This window comes from Bacillus carboniphilus, from assembly GCF_020524035.2.
Classification (GTDB): Bacteria; Bacillota; Bacilli; order Bacillales; family JAIVKR01; genus Bacillus_CC.
In genome coordinates, this window is sequence record NZ_CP129013.1 from 426,807 (window position 1) to 443,842 (window position 17,036).

Sequence of the window (17,036 nt, forward strand, 5' to 3'; positions counted from 1 at the left end):
GTTTTTTAAAAAATGTACAAGCTTCTCAAAGAGCTTGCATGATACAAACAAATGAAAATGATTGTATTCAAGTTATTTTTCTATATCGTCAAAAGGGATATGTTTAAATAACTCTTTACTATGGATGGCATCAACCAATTTTATAAGCCAATGGTAATAAGGCTTAGAGGATTCTAACTGCTGGTGAATCTTTTTTGCTTCAGCCAAGGCTTGTTCTGGGGGATCTTCCATTAACAACACATTCATTAATTTCTTTTGTGATCTTTCAATTGCTTCAAGATTCATCTTTACTTCACGTTCCCATTTACTCGTAAAGAAATTGATGAAAAATCGAAAGAAATCTTTTTCAGCAACATAGGTATGTTTACGACTACCTTTCGTAAACGTTTTTTTGACCATATCTGCTCTTGAAGCTTTTTCACTCCGGTGCTCATACTAGGTTTACTCATTCCTAGTTCTTCTCTCATCTCATCAAGAGTCATATCGCTTTCAAAATACATCGTTCCATACAGAGTACCTATGCTTCTTGTTACTCCATATAAGTCCATCGTTTCTGAAATAGATTCAATCACTAGCTTTTTAGCTTCCTCAATTGACTGCCACGCAGCAGCATCCTCCATAACGTACCTCCTATCAAAATTTATTTGCCACGAATACTATGTTAACAAAAAGATTTGGTTTGTCAAAAAAATTAAGTTTTTTTTGAACCTTTTAGTGATAAATATCATATTATTTTTTGAAAGTCCTTTTTATTAAAGGTTTTGACAACATCTTTTTTAGATGTTACGGTTAATTTGTCGTTAGCGTTAAAAAAAAAATTTAACAAAGTTAACGAAAAGTGAAACAAGGAGGGTGCATATTGAAAATACAAAAAATGTTTATTGACGGTCAGTGGATCGAATCAATCTCAAATGAAAAGCGCGAGATCATTAATCCTTTTAATAAAGAAGTGATTACAGAAGCATATGAAGGTGACCGAGAAGATGCAAAAAAAGCCATCAATGCTGCTCGTCATGCATTTGATCATGGCAACTGGGCGCAAATGCCTGCTCTTGATAGAGGTCAAATCGTGCTAAACATTTCAAATATGATCCGAAGAGATAAAGAAGAACTTGCTAAATTAGAAACGTTAGATACAGGTAAAACCATAGAAGAAAGTCGTGCAGATATGGATGATATCGCTAACGTTTTTCAATATTTTGCTGGATTAGCAGATAAACATGCGGGTGAAGTTATTGCGTCACCTATTCCAGACTCCGAAAGTAAGATTGTACGTGAACCAATAGGGATATGTGCACAAATCACTCCTTGGAACTATCCATTGTTACAAGCAGCATGGAAGATTGCTCCTGCTCTTGTTGCTGGAAATGCCATTGTCGTTAAACCTTCTGAAATTACTCCTTTAACAACGGTGAAAGTATTTGAACTTATCGAAGAAGCAGGGGTGCCAAAGGGAATTGCTAACTTAGTGCTAGGAGCTGGTGCTTCTGTAGGGGCTGAACTAAGTGAAAATACAGATGTAGACCTTGTTTCATTCACTGGTGGAATTGAAACAGGAAAGAAAATCATGAGAGCTGCGAGTGTAAACGTAAAGAAAATAGCTCTTGAGTTAGGTGGTAAAAACCCGAATATCGTCTTTGCCGATGCAGACTTTGAAACGGCTGTTGACCAAGCCTTAAACGCTGTATTCTTCCATGCTGGACAAGTTTGTTCTGCTGGTTCACGACTTTTAGTAGAAGAAAGTATTCACGATCAGTTTGTTGAAGAACTTATTAATAGAGCGAAGAAGATTAAGTTAGGTAATGGTTTTGATGATGATACACAAATGGGACCTGTTATTTCAGCAGAGCACTTAGCTAAAGTTGAGGGCTATATTAAAATCGGTCTAGAAGAGGGGGCGACTCTTGCATTAGGTGGTAAGAGACCAGAAGATTCAGAGTTACAGAACGGTTTCTTCTTAGAGCCTACAATCTTTACAAACTGTCAATCTAGTATGCGTATTGTTCAAGAAGAGGTGTTTGGACCTGTTTTAACAATTGAAAAATTCAATTCAACTGAAGAAGTAATTGAAAAAGCAAATGATACGATTTATGGATTAGCAGGGGCTGTCTGGTCAAACGACTTAAATAAAGCAGAATTTGTAGCTTCCAAGTTAAGAATGGGAACAGTTTGGATTAATGACTTCCATCCATACTTTGCTCAAGCTCCTTGGGGTGGATATAAACAGTCTGGATTTGGTCGTGAGTTAGGTCAAATGGGACTAGAGGAATATACAGAAATTAAACACGTTTATCGAAATACTAATCCTCAACCAGTAGGTTGGTTTAACTAATAAAACTGAAACTTAAGCAGAAATCTTAAAGTTTTTATTCGGAAAAAAGGGGCGTATATAGATGACTTTAAATATGAAAGTAGAAGCAATGCAAAATTTCCACACATTTGAAATTCCAACAGTGATCAAACATGGTATTGGTTCCATTAAACATATTGGAGACGAATTGAAAAAATTAGGGGTTTCAAAAGCGTTAATCGTCACTGACCCAGGAATTTATAATGCAGGAGTTGTTTCACCTGTTGAAACAGCAGTCAAAGAAGCGGGTATTGAGGTTGTTTTATTTAATAAAGTTGAACCTAATCCACCTGTAAGACTTGTAGCGGAAGGTTCAAAAGTATATAAAGAAGAAGGTTGTGACGGTCTAATTGCTGTCGGTGGCGGAAGTTCTATGGATACAGCTAAAGCAATCGGTGTGGAAGCCGTTCATGATGGTAGCGTACTTGATTATGAAGCAGCTGAAGGCAAAAAGCCACTTGAAAATCGTATACCACCATTAACGACCATCCCTACTACGGCTGGTACAGGGTCAGAAGTTACTCAATGGGCTGTTATTACCGATGAAAAACGCGAATTTAAATTTAATACTGGTGGTCCATTAATCGCTGCTCATTTAACGATTATTGATCCGGAAATGCATGTGTCTATGCCGCCACACGTAACTGCAATGACTGGAATTGATGCACTTGCACACGCTATTGAATGTTATACGATGAAATATGCACAACCAATTACAGATGCGGTTGCCTTAATGGCGATTGAATACGGTGCTAAATATATTCGTCGTGCCTTTAGTGATGGTGAAGATTTAGAAGCGCGTTATGCAATGAGCCAAGCTGCGATGTTAGCTGGACTTTCTTATGGCTCTGAATCTGCTGGTGCAGCGCACGCAATGAGTCAAACTTTAGGAGGAATTATTCCAGTTGCTCATGGTCAATGTGTTGCAGCAATGATGGGACCTGTTATGGAATACAACTGGAAAGGATATCCTGAAAAATTCGCGCGTATTGCTCAAGCATTTGGCATCAATACATCAAATATGTCTGTTGAAGAAGCAGCTAAAGCTTCTGTTAATTGGATGTATGATCTAGTTGAAGATTTAGAGGTACCATCTCTTCAGGAACAAGGCGTATCACCTGATATGGTTGAAAGATTAGCAAAAGAAGCGATGAAAGATCCTCAAACAGTTGGTAATCCAAGAGACTTAACTGAAAAAGACTATGTTTGGATTTACAATCGTTGCTTTAACCTAACGAAAAAAACAGTATAATAACTAATTAAAGAAGAGCTTCCAATATTTATATTGGGAGCTCTTTTTTACATAGACAATTTCATATAAGAGGTTGTTCAAAAAGTCCTACGATGGCCTGGATGGCCTAGCATCATCGTTAGCCACAGGACATGGCTGAACTTAGATGATGTTCCTTAAATGTCGGTTGAATAACTTTGTTGGTTTGCTTTTCCGACACTCCGACGCCAGGATTGGCTAGCACGAGCGTTGTCCCTAGGATGGGGACGTATTTAGCTCGTGATCTTTTTCCTTAACGTACACTGTGGTGCTTCGATGCCCAGGACGGGCTAGCGCAGGCGTTGCTCTCGCGACGTGGCTGAACTTAGCCTGTGATCCTTTAACTAGTCGCTTCGTTCTTCAGCGTCCTTTTTTCCCTACTTTTTGAACACGCACTATAAGAAATAAAATGAATAACCCTGTTTTTTTATTACAATACTAACCCCATACATGTTCAGTGTTAAATAGAAGGAGGGTTAATCTTGAATAGAAAATTTACATCCGTTTTTATCATATCGGTCACGGTCGCGATCCTCTTTATCATATGGGGAGTCATCCCAGAAGAATCGTTAGGAAGTGCCAGTTTAGAGTCAGTTACAACTTCTGTACATAAATTTATTATCGAAAAGTTTGGCTGGTTCTATTTGTTAACCGCTACGTTCTTTCTAGTGTTTGCAGTTTGGTTGTTGTTTACAAAATATGGAACTATCAAGCTTGGACCAAACGACTCAGAGCCAGAATATAATTATATAACGTGGTTTGGAATGCTTTTCAGTGCTGGAATGGGGATTGGTCTCGTTTTTTGGGGAGTAGCAGAGCCCATGTATCATTATAGTACTCCACCTGTTGGAGAAGGATTCACAGATCAAGCAGCGAAGGATGCCATGCGTTATTCCTTTTTTCATTGGGGACTACATCCATGGGCGATTTATTCTGTTTTAGGACTTGCACTTGCCTATTTTACTTTTCGAAAAGGAGAGAATGGGATTATTAGTGGAATTCTTAGGCCTATCTTCGGAGACCGTGTAGATGGACCTCTTGGAACACTGATTAATTTTATTGCTGTCTTTGCTACCATTTTTGGCGTGGCAACTTCTTTAGGATTGGGAGCTATACAAATAAGTGGGGGTGCCTCCTATTTATTTAGCGGCATTGAGAACAATATTACCACTCAACTCATTATTATTGCTATCGTGACCGTCCTATTTATGCTATCTGCTCAAACAGGGCTAAATAAGGGGATCAGATATTTAAGTAATATTAATGTGATTTTGGCTATATTATTAATGTTGTTCCTTTTGTTTACAGGTCCTACTAATTTTATTATGGATTTCTTTACGACTACATTAGGTGTATATGTTCAAAATTTACCATCCATGAGTTTTCGGTTAACTCCATTTAATGCTGATAACACATGGGTGCAAGATTGGACAATCTTTTATTGGGCTTGGTGGATTTCATGGGCTCCATTTGTAGGCATGTTTATTGCAAGAATATCAAGAGGTAGAACCATTCGAGAATTTATTTTAGGCGTTTTATTAGTGCCAACAATTTTTGGAGCGTTATGGTTTTCTGTATTTGGAGGATCAGCCCTTCATTTACAACATTTTGATAGCATTGCGATATTAGATATTATCAATGAACAAGGAACGGAAATTGCCCTCTTTTCTGTCTTTGAAGAATTTCCATTAGGATCTTTAATGTCATTTATTGCTGTATTGCTTATTAGTACCTTTTTTATTACATCGGCAGATTCTGCGACTTTTGTTCTAGGGATGCAAACGACAAATGGAAGTTTAAATCCATCTAATTTCATAAAGTTTGTGTGGGGAATCATACAATCCGCTTCAGCTGCGATTCTTTTGTATAGTGGTGGACTTGCAGCATTGCAAAGAGCTTCCATTATTGCTGCGCTCCCGTTTGCCATCATTCTGATTTGTGTAGTCTTTTCTTTTTTTTAAAGCTTTAGGAACAGAGAAGGTTGTTCGCTATAAAGTAACAAGTAATGGTGAATAAACCGATGTGACGAGGTATCTGTAACTTGTATGGGTCATTCCTATAGAAATATCAATCAATGTAGAGGAATTATAAAAAAAGTAATAGTTTTCTTAATTATCAGGAAAATATCACGTGATTTAAAGAAAAATCTCCCTATTTAGAATTTGTTCCAATATTTTGATTATGTTAAGATGGTGTCGATAAACTAAGGAGGTCACTTATGAATTGGTATGAAAAGCTTAATCAATACTTTCCTGTACAAGAAATGAAATCTGAAAAACATTTTAATCTTCTGCTGAATGAAAAAGGGGACATTTACAAAAAGGACGAGGGACCTTATCATGTCCTTCTCTATGCAGAGTTAAAAGATTTTATTTTTATTGACTATATTTATGTATCCAAAGATGCAAGAGGGAAAGGCATTGGGCATAAAATTATCGATCGACTTAAAAATAAAAATAAAGCGATTATTTTAGAGGTTGAGCCTGTGAATTACCAAGATAGTGATACGGAAAAAAGGTTACATTTTTATGCTCGTGAAGATTTTAGGCATGCCAAGAGGATTGGTTATGAAAGAAAATCGCTTGCAACTGATGAGTTAAATGTGATGGAGATTTTATATTGGACTCCAACAAATGAATCCGAAGAGAGTATTCTCGAAAAAATGAAAAAAACTTATGAAGAAATTCATACGTATAAAGATGATGAGATCTACGGTGAATCCTATCAACCTGTTGAAGAGGTTTTAACCCTCGATCAAGAAAAAGACGATATTTTAGAGCAAATTCAATCAGGAATAAAAAGCTGATTCTTTTATTCCTACTATTTCAAATAAAATGACAAAAGACTTTCTGAAAAGAGGGTCTTTTTTTTAACTTTTAAGAAAAAAGAGGGATCCCACAACAATGAATAAATAATTTTGCTTTTTATCTTAAACTTTATAGGCAAAAAGGGTAGAAATATATTTATCTAAGTAAAAAAGAAAAAGTATTCTAATTTTTACAGAAAAATATTGTAATAATCATGGATACCTTTATAACACTCATATTTATAAAAAAGGGTCTTAATACCTATGCACGCTGGAAAAAATAGTAACAATGTATGATTTAAAATTATTGCTCCTTATTTTACCATTAACATAGTAGTTAAAATCACTGTGAAACAGGATCTTACGTAATATTGTCATGTTCTTTATTAAGAACAAACCATTAAAGTATTTTAAGGAGGAATCGTAGTGAAAAGTAAAAATTTGTATAAACAAGCTTATAATGAGATCAATCGAATTGCTATTCAGTATCAAGGGGTTTGGGATTCAGGGGATTTATTGAAGAATATACCTAAAAATCCAGTTCATGATGAAAGAAAGTCTTTAAATAACTTGATTTCTATTGCAGAACAAGAGTATATAAACGTTGAAGAACAAATAAAGACATTTAGTTATGTTACAATGGAAGGTGTGACAAAGAGAGATTTAAAAAAATTAGAAAAACGCTTACGCCGATTTGTTGAAAAATATCAAGAGTATTTATTTGAAATACAGATAAAAAGATAAATTTTAAAATATACTGACTTATATTTTTAAGCTTAATATAGTGACAAAGGGAGGTCTTAAAACATGGCAAAAGCACTTATTACGATTGATTATACGAATGATTTTGTTGCTGAAGATGGGGCATTAACTTGTGGAGAACCAGCTCGAATAATAGAGCCTCAAATGGTTGAATTGACTGAAAAGTTTATTCAAAATAACGATTATGTCTTTTTTGCTACTGATGTTCATGAAAGAGATAATATGTACCATCCAGAGTCCGAATTATTCCCTCCACATAATTTAAGAGGTACAAAGGGGAGAGAACTATTTGGTCGTTTAAAAGGGGTGTACGAATCCAATAAGAAAAACAGTCGAGTGATCTGGCTTGATAAAACAAGGTACAGTGCATTTGCTGGTACAAATCTCGAAATACTGTTGCGAGAAAGAGGGATAGAAGAACTGTATTTAACAGGTGTCTGTACGGATATTTGCGTTCTTCATACGGCAATGGATGCTTACAATAAAGGTTTTCAAATTGTTGTTCATCAAGAGGCGGTAGCAAGCTTTAATCAAGCTGGTCACCAGTGGGCACTCGATCATTTTAAAAGCTGTTTAGGAGCGAAAGTTATTTAGTTATTGAATGCTGGATCTTTCTTCACAAGAGTCTCCTTAACTCTTCAGTGTTGTTTTTGTACTTTTTAAAAGATCTAGACTACTATAATTGTAAGGGTGATCTACTTGACTTATAGGGATGATAGCTTTTCATTACATACAGATTTATATCAAATAAACATGGTTGAATCTTATTGGCGAGATGGCATTGCTGACCGAAGAGCCGTTTTTGAAGTTTTTTTTAGAAGCATTCCTTTTGGAAATGGTTATGCGGTTTTTGCAGGTTTGGAGAAAGTAATTAGTTATTTAAACAACTTTTCCTTTACAGAGAGTGATTTAGCTTATTTGCGAGATCAATTAGGTTATGATGAAGATTTTATTTCTTTCTTGAAAGAAATAAGATTTACAGGGACTGTTCGATCGATGGTAGAAGGAGAGGTTGTTTTTGGTGGAGAACCTCTTATTCAAATTGAATCTAATTTAGCAGAAGCTCAGCTAATTGAAACGGCGATTTTAAATATAATCAACTATCAAACTTTAATTGCAACCAAGGCATCTCGAATGAAGCAAATTATCGGAGAGGCTTCTGCTCTTGAATTTGGATCAAGACGAGCACACGAATGGGATGCAGCACTTTTGGGGAGCGAGAGCTTGCTTTCATTGGAGGATTTGAGGCTACATCGAATGTTAGAGCAGGTAAAATGTTCAACATTCCAGTGGCTGGGACACATTCTCATTCATTTGTACAAGCTTATCAAGATGAATATATCGCTTTTAAGAAATACGCCGATTCTCACAAAGACTGTGTTTTCTTAGTCGATACGTATGATACGCTTAGGTCAGGGGTTCCAAATGCAATCAAAGTAGCAAAAGAGTTTGGGGAGAAAATTAATTTTAATGCGATCCGCTTAGATAGTGGAGATATGGCTTATTTATCAAAAGAAGCGAGAAAGATGCTCGACCAAGCAGGGTTCACTGATACGAAGATCATAGCTTCAAACGATTTAGATGAAGAAAAAATATTAAATTTAAACCTCCAAGGTGCAAAAATCGATATTTGGGGTATTGGAACTAAATTAATAACGGCTTATGATGAGCCCGCACTTGGAGCAGTTTATAAACTTGTATCTATTGAAAATGATCAAGGTGAGATGAAAGATTCGATTAAGATTAGTGCTAATCCAGAAAAAGTAACCACTCCAGGTATTAAAAAGGTCTTTCGTATCATTAATAATCGAACGATGAAATCTGAAGGAGATTATATTTCTTTGTATACAGAAGACCCTAATAAACAAAAACAACTTCATATGTTCCATCCTGTTTATACATATTTAAGTAAAAATGTGGACGACTTTAATGCGATCGATCTGCATAAGACCATTTTTAAAGATGGGGAACTCTTGTATACAACACCTCAAGTGAGAGAGATACAAGAAAAAGTCAAGGGGAATTTAGCTTTACTTTGGGACGAGTACAAAAGGACATTGAATCCTCATGAGTACCCAGTAGACTTAAGCGAATTAGTGTGGAAAAACAAGGTCGAAATTATTGCCAAGATAAAAAACTCATTGGAAGTTAAAGACTGATTCAAGATAGGAGGAGTAATCGTGAGTTTACAAGAAAAAATCATTAGCGATTTACATGTTAAGCCAAGTATTAATCCTAAAGAAGAAATTGATAAGAGAGTTCGCTTTTTAAAAGACTATTTGATCCATACAAGAGCAAAAGGATTTGTTCTTGGAATTAGTGGAGGCCAAGATTCAGCCCTTTCGGGTAGACTTGCTCAAATAGCAGTAGAGGAATTAAGACAGGAAGGCTATGAAGTAACCTTTTACGCTCTTAGATTACCTTATAAATCTCAACTAGATGAAGACGATGCACAATTATCAATTTCGTTTATTAAACCAGATATAGCTAAAACCTTTAATATTTCAACGACTGTTGATGCCTTTGCTGAACACTTTGCTACTTCGAATCAACCGTTGTCAGATTTTAATAAAGGAAATGTAAAGGCGAGAGTTAGAATGATTACTCAGTATGCATTTGCAGGGGAGCATAACTTATTAGTTATTGGAACGGATCATGCTGCGGAAGCACTCACTGGGTTTTTCACAAAGTATGGAGATGGTGGTGCAGATTTATTACCATTAACAGGGTTGAATAAAAGACAAGGGAGAGCTTTATTACAAGAGCTACAAGCTCCAGAACAACTGTATAAGAAAAAGCCAACTGCTGACTTATTGGACAATGTTCCTCAGCAAGAGGATGAAACAGAATTAGGGATGACTTATGATGAAATTGATGATTATTTAGAAGGGAAGGATATTGGTATAAAGAGTGCGCGAATTGAAAAAAGGTATGTAGCTACGGAACATAAAAGACAAGTACCTGCCACGATGTATGATACGTGGTGGAAATAAATCAAAAGCACAAAATCCTTATTTTACAAGGTTTTGTGCTTTTTTTCTGGCTCAAGCGCCCAACGACTCCGATCCACACGATGTGGTAGCGTCAACGTTAGTCACATGAGGTGAACTGACCTTAGTTGACGTTCCATCACATTCATATGTCGACGCACAGGAAGTGCTAGCATCATCGTTAGCTTACAGGGCGTGGGCGTTTTTAGATGATGATAAATTTGTTGTCGTCGTTAGACGGCCGCTTGCGCATTTCTTAAAAAATACAAAGGATAATAGCAATTGTTGACTTGTTTTTAGAACCTTTGTCGTCTAGCAGGATTTGGCTTTAGTCGATGGGGAATAGAGTTAAGAAACAAACTTTAAAAAGGAGTGTTTCTAATGTCAGAGAATAAGATGACGATCTCTAAAGCTGCTAAAAAGTTAAAGGTCAAAAACAATCAATTAAAGACATGGGAGGACGAGTTTTCCGAATGTTTATTTGTTGATCGTGATTCAAACAATGCGAGAGTATATACGGAAGAGACGATCGATTTGTTTCATATGATTAAAGAGATGAAAGAAACCGGTACTAGCGACCAAGATATTAAAATGGAGTTAAATAAGCTTCATGAAGAGAAAACAACAATGCCCATTAAACAAGAAGAATTTATCCCGGATATTTATAACGTGACCGCATTGATAGAAAAAGTTCAATGCTATTTAGATAAGGATTCAAGAGAAAATGAGAAAAATAAGGAGGAGCGATTAATAAAAAGTATACAAGAAATTGTTCATCATGAAGTAGAAAGTGCAGCAACTTTACAAATAAATGAACAAAAAAAAGCGTTAACGGAATTGTCAGTGAAAATTGATCAACTTGAAGAGACATCTCTAAATGAAAGGGACCTTTATCAGATTAAAATAAGTAGCGAACAAGAACAACTAAAAGAAAAACTGGATGAGAGAGAGCAGCGGTTTTTATCATTTGTAGAAAAATATCAAAAGAAAAAGGATCAGAGAAACGAAAATAAGAAGTTTCAATTGTTAAAAGGTCTTGCTGGTTTTGTGAAATAAGAAATAACCAAAAGGTGATCAAATTTGAGGGTGAAGCCCCCTGAATTTTATCACCTTATCTTAATAATGCCGGATTCCTGCTTCCTTATTCAATAAATATTTCTTCTTTATTAATTGCGTATGGATAGGATAAGACTAACCCTATGTCAGTTTGGGTATTTTTAACTGTTACCATTTGAAAAGGGATATTTAATTGAGTTGCTTTTATTATATAGTCTCTTAAGTATGTATAATTCATATTCCCATTCAAATAAAGAGTGGTTTCCGGGTTCTTGTTCATTTCATCAATTACTTGTTTGTAAGTGCCAGTTTCTCTAACCTGACTTTTCGTTAAAGCAATGACAATTCTCTCCCGCAAAGTACTTAAAAAGCGATTTCTTTCCTCCACCTTTGTTTGCTTCGTCCCATACATTCCTCTATTTAAATAATCATTTACATCATCTTTGCCCATATATACCCCTTCTTTCTAAAGAATGTTCTTGTTATCGAAGGATGAACTTTTTATGTTATCCATTATATCAAGGTGAATAATGGATGTGTATTGTATCTACTAATAATTTGTTTTAACAGATAATATGTTATACCAAGGGTTATAAGTTTGATTAAGGGAGGAGAACAAATGATAATTAAAGTCCCTTCTTCTGAAATTAAGACCATTCAACAAGCCATTGACCAAGCTGTTCAAGGTGACACCATTACTATTTCAGAAGGTATATATAAAGAAGCGGTCACAATCCCGAAAGGAAAAGATAATCTTAAATTAATTGGGGATAAAAGTGGAGAGGTCATCCTTGATGGCTTAGGTGTAGGACCTAATCAAAATGGAATAAACATTATAGCAAGTCGAGTCACAATTGAAGGGTTAAAAATTATTCGATTTTCAGAAAATGGTCTGCAAATAAGTGGAACTGAAAATGTATTGAATGATTTGTTTATTTCAGAAAATCATGTTAGCGGGCTGAAAATTAAACTCATGTCTGAGCGCAATTTAATAAGTGATGTTATTTTTAAAACCAATGGAGTTAACGGTTTTACTGTTTTTTCTGGAGACAATTACTTTATTAGCTGTAGAAGTATATTGAATAAAAAGGATGGGGCATTATTAGAAGGTAGTAAAAATTTCATTTCTGATCTATTTTTTTCTGAGAATGAAGAAAACGGGTTAAGTGGAAAAGGGAGTCAAAACGTCATTACGAAAACACATATTGTTAAAAATAACGGATCAGGATGCAAATTGTTTGGCAAAAAGAATTTTCTTTATAATAATATAATAGAAAAAAATGGATTATGCGGTGTGGAACTAGGAGGTAACAATTTGGTATGGTCAAATCGCCTTGTCCTTAATGAACAAGGAATTAGTATGAATGATGGAGAATTAAATAGAATTCACAAAAATACCATTGAACAAAATGAGAGGATTGGTATTGTAGTTAATGGATCGAAAAATAGTATAGATACAAATCAAATACAAAATAATGGTGAGGTTGGAATTTCACTTAATGAATCCTCTAGTGGAAATTGTTTAAGGACTAACTTCATTTTTCATAATAAAACGGATGTTCTTAATGAAGGAGAAAGTAATATGTTCGAGCAAAATAAATGTGAAACGTTTCATCCAATACAAGAAGAATAAAAATTAAAAATTGGAATATTATCAAAAAAATGTAGACATTGAAAGGATATATTTATATAATAATAACAAATTGATAATTTGATTGGACATGTAAGGGTTTTCAATATTGGTTTTGTTCAAGAAGTCAAGAGAAGACGTTTTAAAAACTTCTTGAACACCTCTTTTAAAAGGAGCGGTAATGAAGATGGCAAAAGTGAAATTTTCAACTCATTCATCACAACTAAAGTTTGAAGAGGTTATTGAAATCCCAGACGAAATAGTAGTTGGAAAATCGGATATTCAAAAGTATTCTATTTATCAAGAATATTTAAAGGAGTGGCTCATACGGAACGTTCGGGGGAGTTTTCGAGAGGTGAAATAATAGATAATGATGAATGTGATGGGCTGTCTAATCATAGACAGCCCTTTTGAAGGTTTCTTTATTACTCGTTGCTAAACGGCCGCTTGTGCTTTTCTTACAGAGTAAGAAAGTATAAAAAATCTGTCCTTATTCGGATGGTGCTTTTATTTTTGTCTAGCTCCAGCGCCCAGCGACTGGTGTTGCTTCGCCCTCCTCTCTACGATAAGTCAACATCGAAGCCTGCGGCATTTCGTGTTTCCTATATCTCATGCGGGGGGCTATAAGCACCTGCGTCGCTAAACGGCCGCTTGTGCTTTTCTTAAGATGTCAGTACTTCATTAATTGTTTGAGTCTTGTACATACTTGCATAATATCCACCTTGAGCTAACAATTGATCATGTGTCCCTTTTTCGATAATCTTCCCTTCTTTAAGGACAATAATTAAGTCGGCATCCTTAACGGTGTTAAGGCGATGAGCGATAATAAAGCTCGTTTTATTATACATTAAATAATCGAGTCCGGCTTTAATTTTTTTCTCGGTTAACGTATCAATATTACTTGTTGCTTCATCTAAAACTAAAAGGTTCGGCTCACTTAAAATCGTTCGCGCAATTGAGATGAGCTGTCGTTGGCCGAAGCTTATATTTGTTCCTCTTGCATCCAACATGGTTTGGTATCTTTCTGGTAACTTTTTAATAAAATCATCCGCTCTTGCCTTTATAGCAGCTTCAATGACTTCTTCGTCTGATGCATTTAATCGACCATATCGGATGTTTTCCATAATGGTTGACTGAAAAAGGAATGTGTCTTGTAGCACATAACCAATTTGCTTTCTTATGGACGCTTGGTTTACTTCATTAAGATTCATTCCATCAATATAAATGTGTCCGTTTTCTAAAGGATAAAATTTTGATAGAAGATTTGTTAACGTTGTTTTTCCAGCGCCTGTTGGACCCACGATAGCGACTTTTTGTCCAGGAGAGACTGCTAAGTTAATATCTTTTAAAACAACTTCATCTGCTGTATAAGAAAACGTTGCATGATCAAATAGAACATGGCCCTTTATAGGAGGAAGATCAGTCGAGTTTTCACTATCAATATTTTCATGGTTTTCTTCCATAATGACAAACACACGTTCAGCACCTGCAAAAGCGGATAATAAAAGGTTGAATTGATTTGCTAAGTCATTTAAAGGTCGGGTGAATTGTCTAGCATACGTTGTGAAGGTCACGATAATTCCAACTGTAACACCCGCATAATTGTTAAAAGCAAATAGTGCTCCCACACCAATAATTAAAGCAAAACCAACGTTATTCAACATATTCATGAGTTTAGGAATAAAACCTGTATACGTTTGTGCCCAATAACTTGAATATTTCAAGGCTAGGTTTTTTTGATTAAATTCTTCAATCATATCGTTTTCTTTTGAAAAACTTTTAATGATTTCTTGACCAGAAAAAATTTCTTCTATAAGTGCATTCATTTCACCTAAATCTCTTTGTTGCAATTTAAAGAAACGTTTCGTTCGATTTGTGATCCATCGCATGCCGAAGTACATAACGGGGACAATGGTCAGTGTAATCAATGTTAAAAGAGGGCTTAACCAAATCATTAAAATAAAGGTTCCGATAATGGTAACAACACTAGTTAACACTTGAATAAAGGCACTATTCAGCGTACGACTAATATTTTCGATATCATTGGTTAAACGACTCATTAAATCTCCTTGTTTCGTTTGTTGAAAGAAGCGTAAAGGAAGTCCTTGAATGTGATTGAAAAAATCATTTCTTATTGCTGTAACAGTATTTTGAGCAATCCCAATCATTAAATAGTTTTGTGAAAATAAAAAAATCGATTGAGCAATGTAAATAGAGATTAAAAAGAAAATAAGATAATAGGACTCATCTCCTTTGTTGTAAAGAAGAAATTGATCAATAGTAAATCCAAGTAAATAGGGTCCCAGTAAAGATAATCCTGAACTAACAAAAACAAGCAAGGTGACGAGGAAAAGAAGAACTTTTTGTTTAGAGAGATAGCGCCATAATTTTGAAAATGTATATTGCCAGTTGTTTATTTTTATGTTTTTCAAATAACCTCCCCCTTTTCTTGTTGTGAGCTGTAAAGATCACGATAAGGCTGGCAACTATTCAGTAATTGCTCATGTGTTCCTTGACCAATAATGGTCCCGTCCTCTAGGTAAAGAATATTATCACATTCCAATACAGAACTGATCTTTTGAGCAATTATAATCGTTATACAATTGATTGTAGATAACGATTTTAAAAATCGACTCTCGGTTTGGCTATCTAACGCACTCGTACTGTCATCAAGAAGTAGGAGGGAAGGCTTTCGAACGAGGGCGCGGGCTATCGATAGTCGTTGCTTTTGCCCTCCTGACAGTGATATCCCCTTTTGACCTAAATACGTATCATACCCTTCAGGAAGACTTTCGATAAAGGTATGTATTTGTGCATCTTTACAAGCTTGTATGATGTCATCGTCGGTTGCAAAACGGTTTCCAAAGCGAATGTTTTCCTTTAACGTTCCTGAAAATAACTGATTTTCTTGTGGAACGATACTCATTAAACTTCTTATTTGTTGTAGTGGCATTGCATTCATTTTTGTTCCGTTTATAGTTATGGTTCCTTGGGTAGGTTGATACATGCTTATGATAAGCTCAAAGATGGCCGATTTACCAGATCCTGTAGAACCAAGAATTCCAATTGTTTCTCCTTCATTAACGTTAAAAGCTACGTTTTTCAATTGATCCATTTGGCTAGTTGGATAACTAAATGAGACTTGCTCAAATGAAAACTGATGAATTTTATTCATCGTTTGAAACGAATGAGTGGGAGTTACTTCTTCCTTTTCATTTAAGATTTCATCCACTCGATTAGCTGACGCTCTTCCTCTAGAGTAAAAAAGTAAGAGAAAAGAAAAGAGCGAAAAAGAGAACATGATTTTCGTTCCATAGTTGATCACAGCCACTACATCTCCGACATTGGTTGTACCTGCATCCACTTGATTTGTTCCTAAAAGTAAGATAAATATGATAGTCAAGTTCATTCCTAACATAAATAACGGCATAGGCACTTCCATAACTCTTAGAGCCTTTCGATTCACTTTCATCAAATTGTCTGTAGCTGATTGAAATCTTTTACTCTCGAATGCATGTCTAGAGAAAGCTTTAATCAATTTTATCGAGGTTAAATTTTCTTGGAGAACATGATTGACGTGATCGACTTGTACTTGCCCTTTTTTAAAAAGATCAATCCCTTTATTTAACATATGTATGATAAAATAAAATAGAAATGGGACAGTCAATAACAAAAGAATTCCTAATTTAACGTTAACAATGATGGCTAAGATTAGCGATCCAATGATAAATAGGGGTGCCCGTAGCATGATTCGTAAAGAAATGAATACAAATGCTTGCACTTGACTAACATCGTTCGTCACTCGAGTGATTAAGGTTGATTCACTATAATTTCTAAACCGCTCAATGGGTAAATACTGAATTTTATGAAATAGATCTTTTCTTATGTGAAAGCCTACATTTTGACTTACTTGAGAAGAAAAATAAGTGTTGGCGATTCCTGCAATAAAAGCAAGTATGGCAGAAGCAAATAGCATGCTTCCCCAAAAATAAACCGCTTGAATATCTCTTTCGATGATTCCTTCATTTATAATAATCCCCATAATAATGGGTTGACTTAACTCGACTAAGAGTTCAATTCCCATAAGGAATAAGGCGATCCACATGGAAACTTTATGGTTTAGGACGTATTGATATATTCTTTTCATCGTGACCTCCTACCTTTTATGATTT

Annotated in this window: 13 protein-coding genes and 2 pseudogenes; 11 read left to right on the forward strand and 4 right to left on the reverse strand. The window is 35.3% G+C overall.

The genetic code is table 11. The annotated features are described in order from the left end of the window. Positions 1-72 precede the first annotated feature (72 nt). A pseudogene (cudC, locus tag LC087_RS02200) lies at positions 73-620 on the reverse strand (choline uptake/conversion transcriptional regulator CudC). A 254-nt stretch (positions 621-874) separates the two neighbouring features. Between cudC and betB the strand changes: the two are divergent. From betB to LC087_RS02245, 9 genes and pseudogenes are all read left to right on the forward strand, one after another. Next, the gene (gene betB / locus LC087_RS02205) at positions 875-2,332 is read left to right on the forward strand and encodes a betaine-aldehyde dehydrogenase (RefSeq protein WP_226539061.1); all 1,458 of its coding nucleotides are present in this window, start codon (positions 875-877) and stop codon (positions 2,330-2,332) included. Between the two features lie 61 nt (positions 2,333-2,393). Beyond that, on the forward strand, positions 2,394-3,602 hold the full coding sequence (locus LC087_RS02210) for a choline dehydrogenase (protein WP_226538869.1): 1,209 nt from the start codon (positions 2,394-2,396) through the stop codon (positions 3,600-3,602). A gap of 500 nt (positions 3,603-4,102) precedes the next feature. After that, complete coding sequence (locus LC087_RS02215) at positions 4,103-5,581, forward strand: glycine betaine uptake BCCT transporter (RefSeq protein ID WP_306019870.1); 1,479 nt, start codon at positions 4,103-4,105, stop codon at positions 5,579-5,581. Between the two features lie 257 nt (positions 5,582-5,838). Next, a complete protein-coding gene (locus LC087_RS02220) occupies positions 5,839-6,426 on the forward strand; it encodes a GNAT family N-acetyltransferase (protein WP_226538871.1) in 588 nt (195 codons plus the stop codon). Positions 6,427-6,852: 426 nt separating this feature from the next. Further along, entirely contained in the window at positions 6,853-7,170 is a 318-nt protein-coding gene (locus LC087_RS02225) for a hypothetical protein (protein ID WP_226538872.1), read from the forward strand. A 63-nt stretch (positions 7,171-7,233) separates the two neighbouring features. Next, positions 7,234-7,782 (forward strand): cysteine hydrolase family protein, encoded by a 549-nt coding sequence (locus tag LC087_RS02230; RefSeq protein WP_226538873.1) that lies wholly within the window; start codon positions 7,234-7,236, stop codon positions 7,780-7,782. Positions 7,783-7,941: 159 nt separating this feature from the next. After that, positions 7,942-9,347: pseudogene (locus tag LC087_RS02235) on the forward strand (nicotinate phosphoribosyltransferase). A gap of 21 nt (positions 9,348-9,368) precedes the next feature. Then, positions 9,369-10,181: an ammonia-dependent NAD(+) synthetase gene (nadE, locus tag LC087_RS02240; protein ID WP_226538874.1), complete on the forward strand. Its 813-nt coding sequence runs from the start codon at positions 9,369-9,371 to the stop codon at positions 10,179-10,181. 378 nt (positions 10,182-10,559) lie between these two features. After that, a complete protein-coding gene (locus tag LC087_RS02245; protein WP_226538875.1) occupies positions 10,560-11,234 on the forward strand; it encodes a MerR family transcriptional regulator in 675 nt (224 codons plus the stop codon). Between the two features lie 85 nt (positions 11,235-11,319). On the opposite strand, the gene LC087_RS02250 is transcribed toward LC087_RS02245, so the two are convergent. Continuing rightward, the gene (locus tag LC087_RS02250) at positions 11,320-11,685 is read right to left on the reverse strand and encodes a YueI family protein (protein WP_226538876.1); all 366 of its coding nucleotides are present in this window, start codon (positions 11,683-11,685) and stop codon (positions 11,320-11,322) included. 168 nt (positions 11,686-11,853) lie between these two features. Here LC087_RS02250 and LC087_RS02255 point away from each other — a divergent pair, with 168 nt between their 5' ends. Both LC087_RS02255 and LC087_RS02260 read left to right on the forward strand, forming a co-directional pair. Then, complete coding sequence (locus LC087_RS02255; protein WP_226538877.1) at positions 11,854-12,867, forward strand: right-handed parallel beta-helix repeat-containing protein; 1,014 nt, start codon at positions 11,854-11,856, stop codon at positions 12,865-12,867. Between the two features lie 184 nt (positions 12,868-13,051). After that, positions 13,052-13,228: a hypothetical protein gene (locus LC087_RS02260; RefSeq protein ID WP_226538878.1), complete on the forward strand. Its 177-nt coding sequence runs from the start codon at positions 13,052-13,054 to the stop codon at positions 13,226-13,228. Between the two features lie 298 nt (positions 13,229-13,526). Here LC087_RS02260 and LC087_RS02265 read toward each other — a convergent pair whose 3' ends face one another. Together LC087_RS02265 and LC087_RS02270 are read right to left on the reverse strand one after the other, a co-directional pair. After that, the gene (locus tag LC087_RS02265) at positions 13,527-15,296 is read right to left on the reverse strand and encodes an ABC transporter ATP-binding protein (RefSeq protein ID WP_226538879.1); all 1,770 of its coding nucleotides are present in this window, start codon (positions 15,294-15,296) and stop codon (positions 13,527-13,529) included. Continuing rightward, complete coding sequence (locus LC087_RS02270; protein WP_306019876.1) at positions 15,293-17,011, reverse strand: ABC transporter ATP-binding protein; 1,719 nt, start codon at positions 17,009-17,011, stop codon at positions 15,293-15,295. Before LC087_RS02270 ends, LC087_RS02265 begins: the two co-directional genes overlap by 4 nt. Positions 17,012-17,036 lie beyond the last annotated feature (25 nt).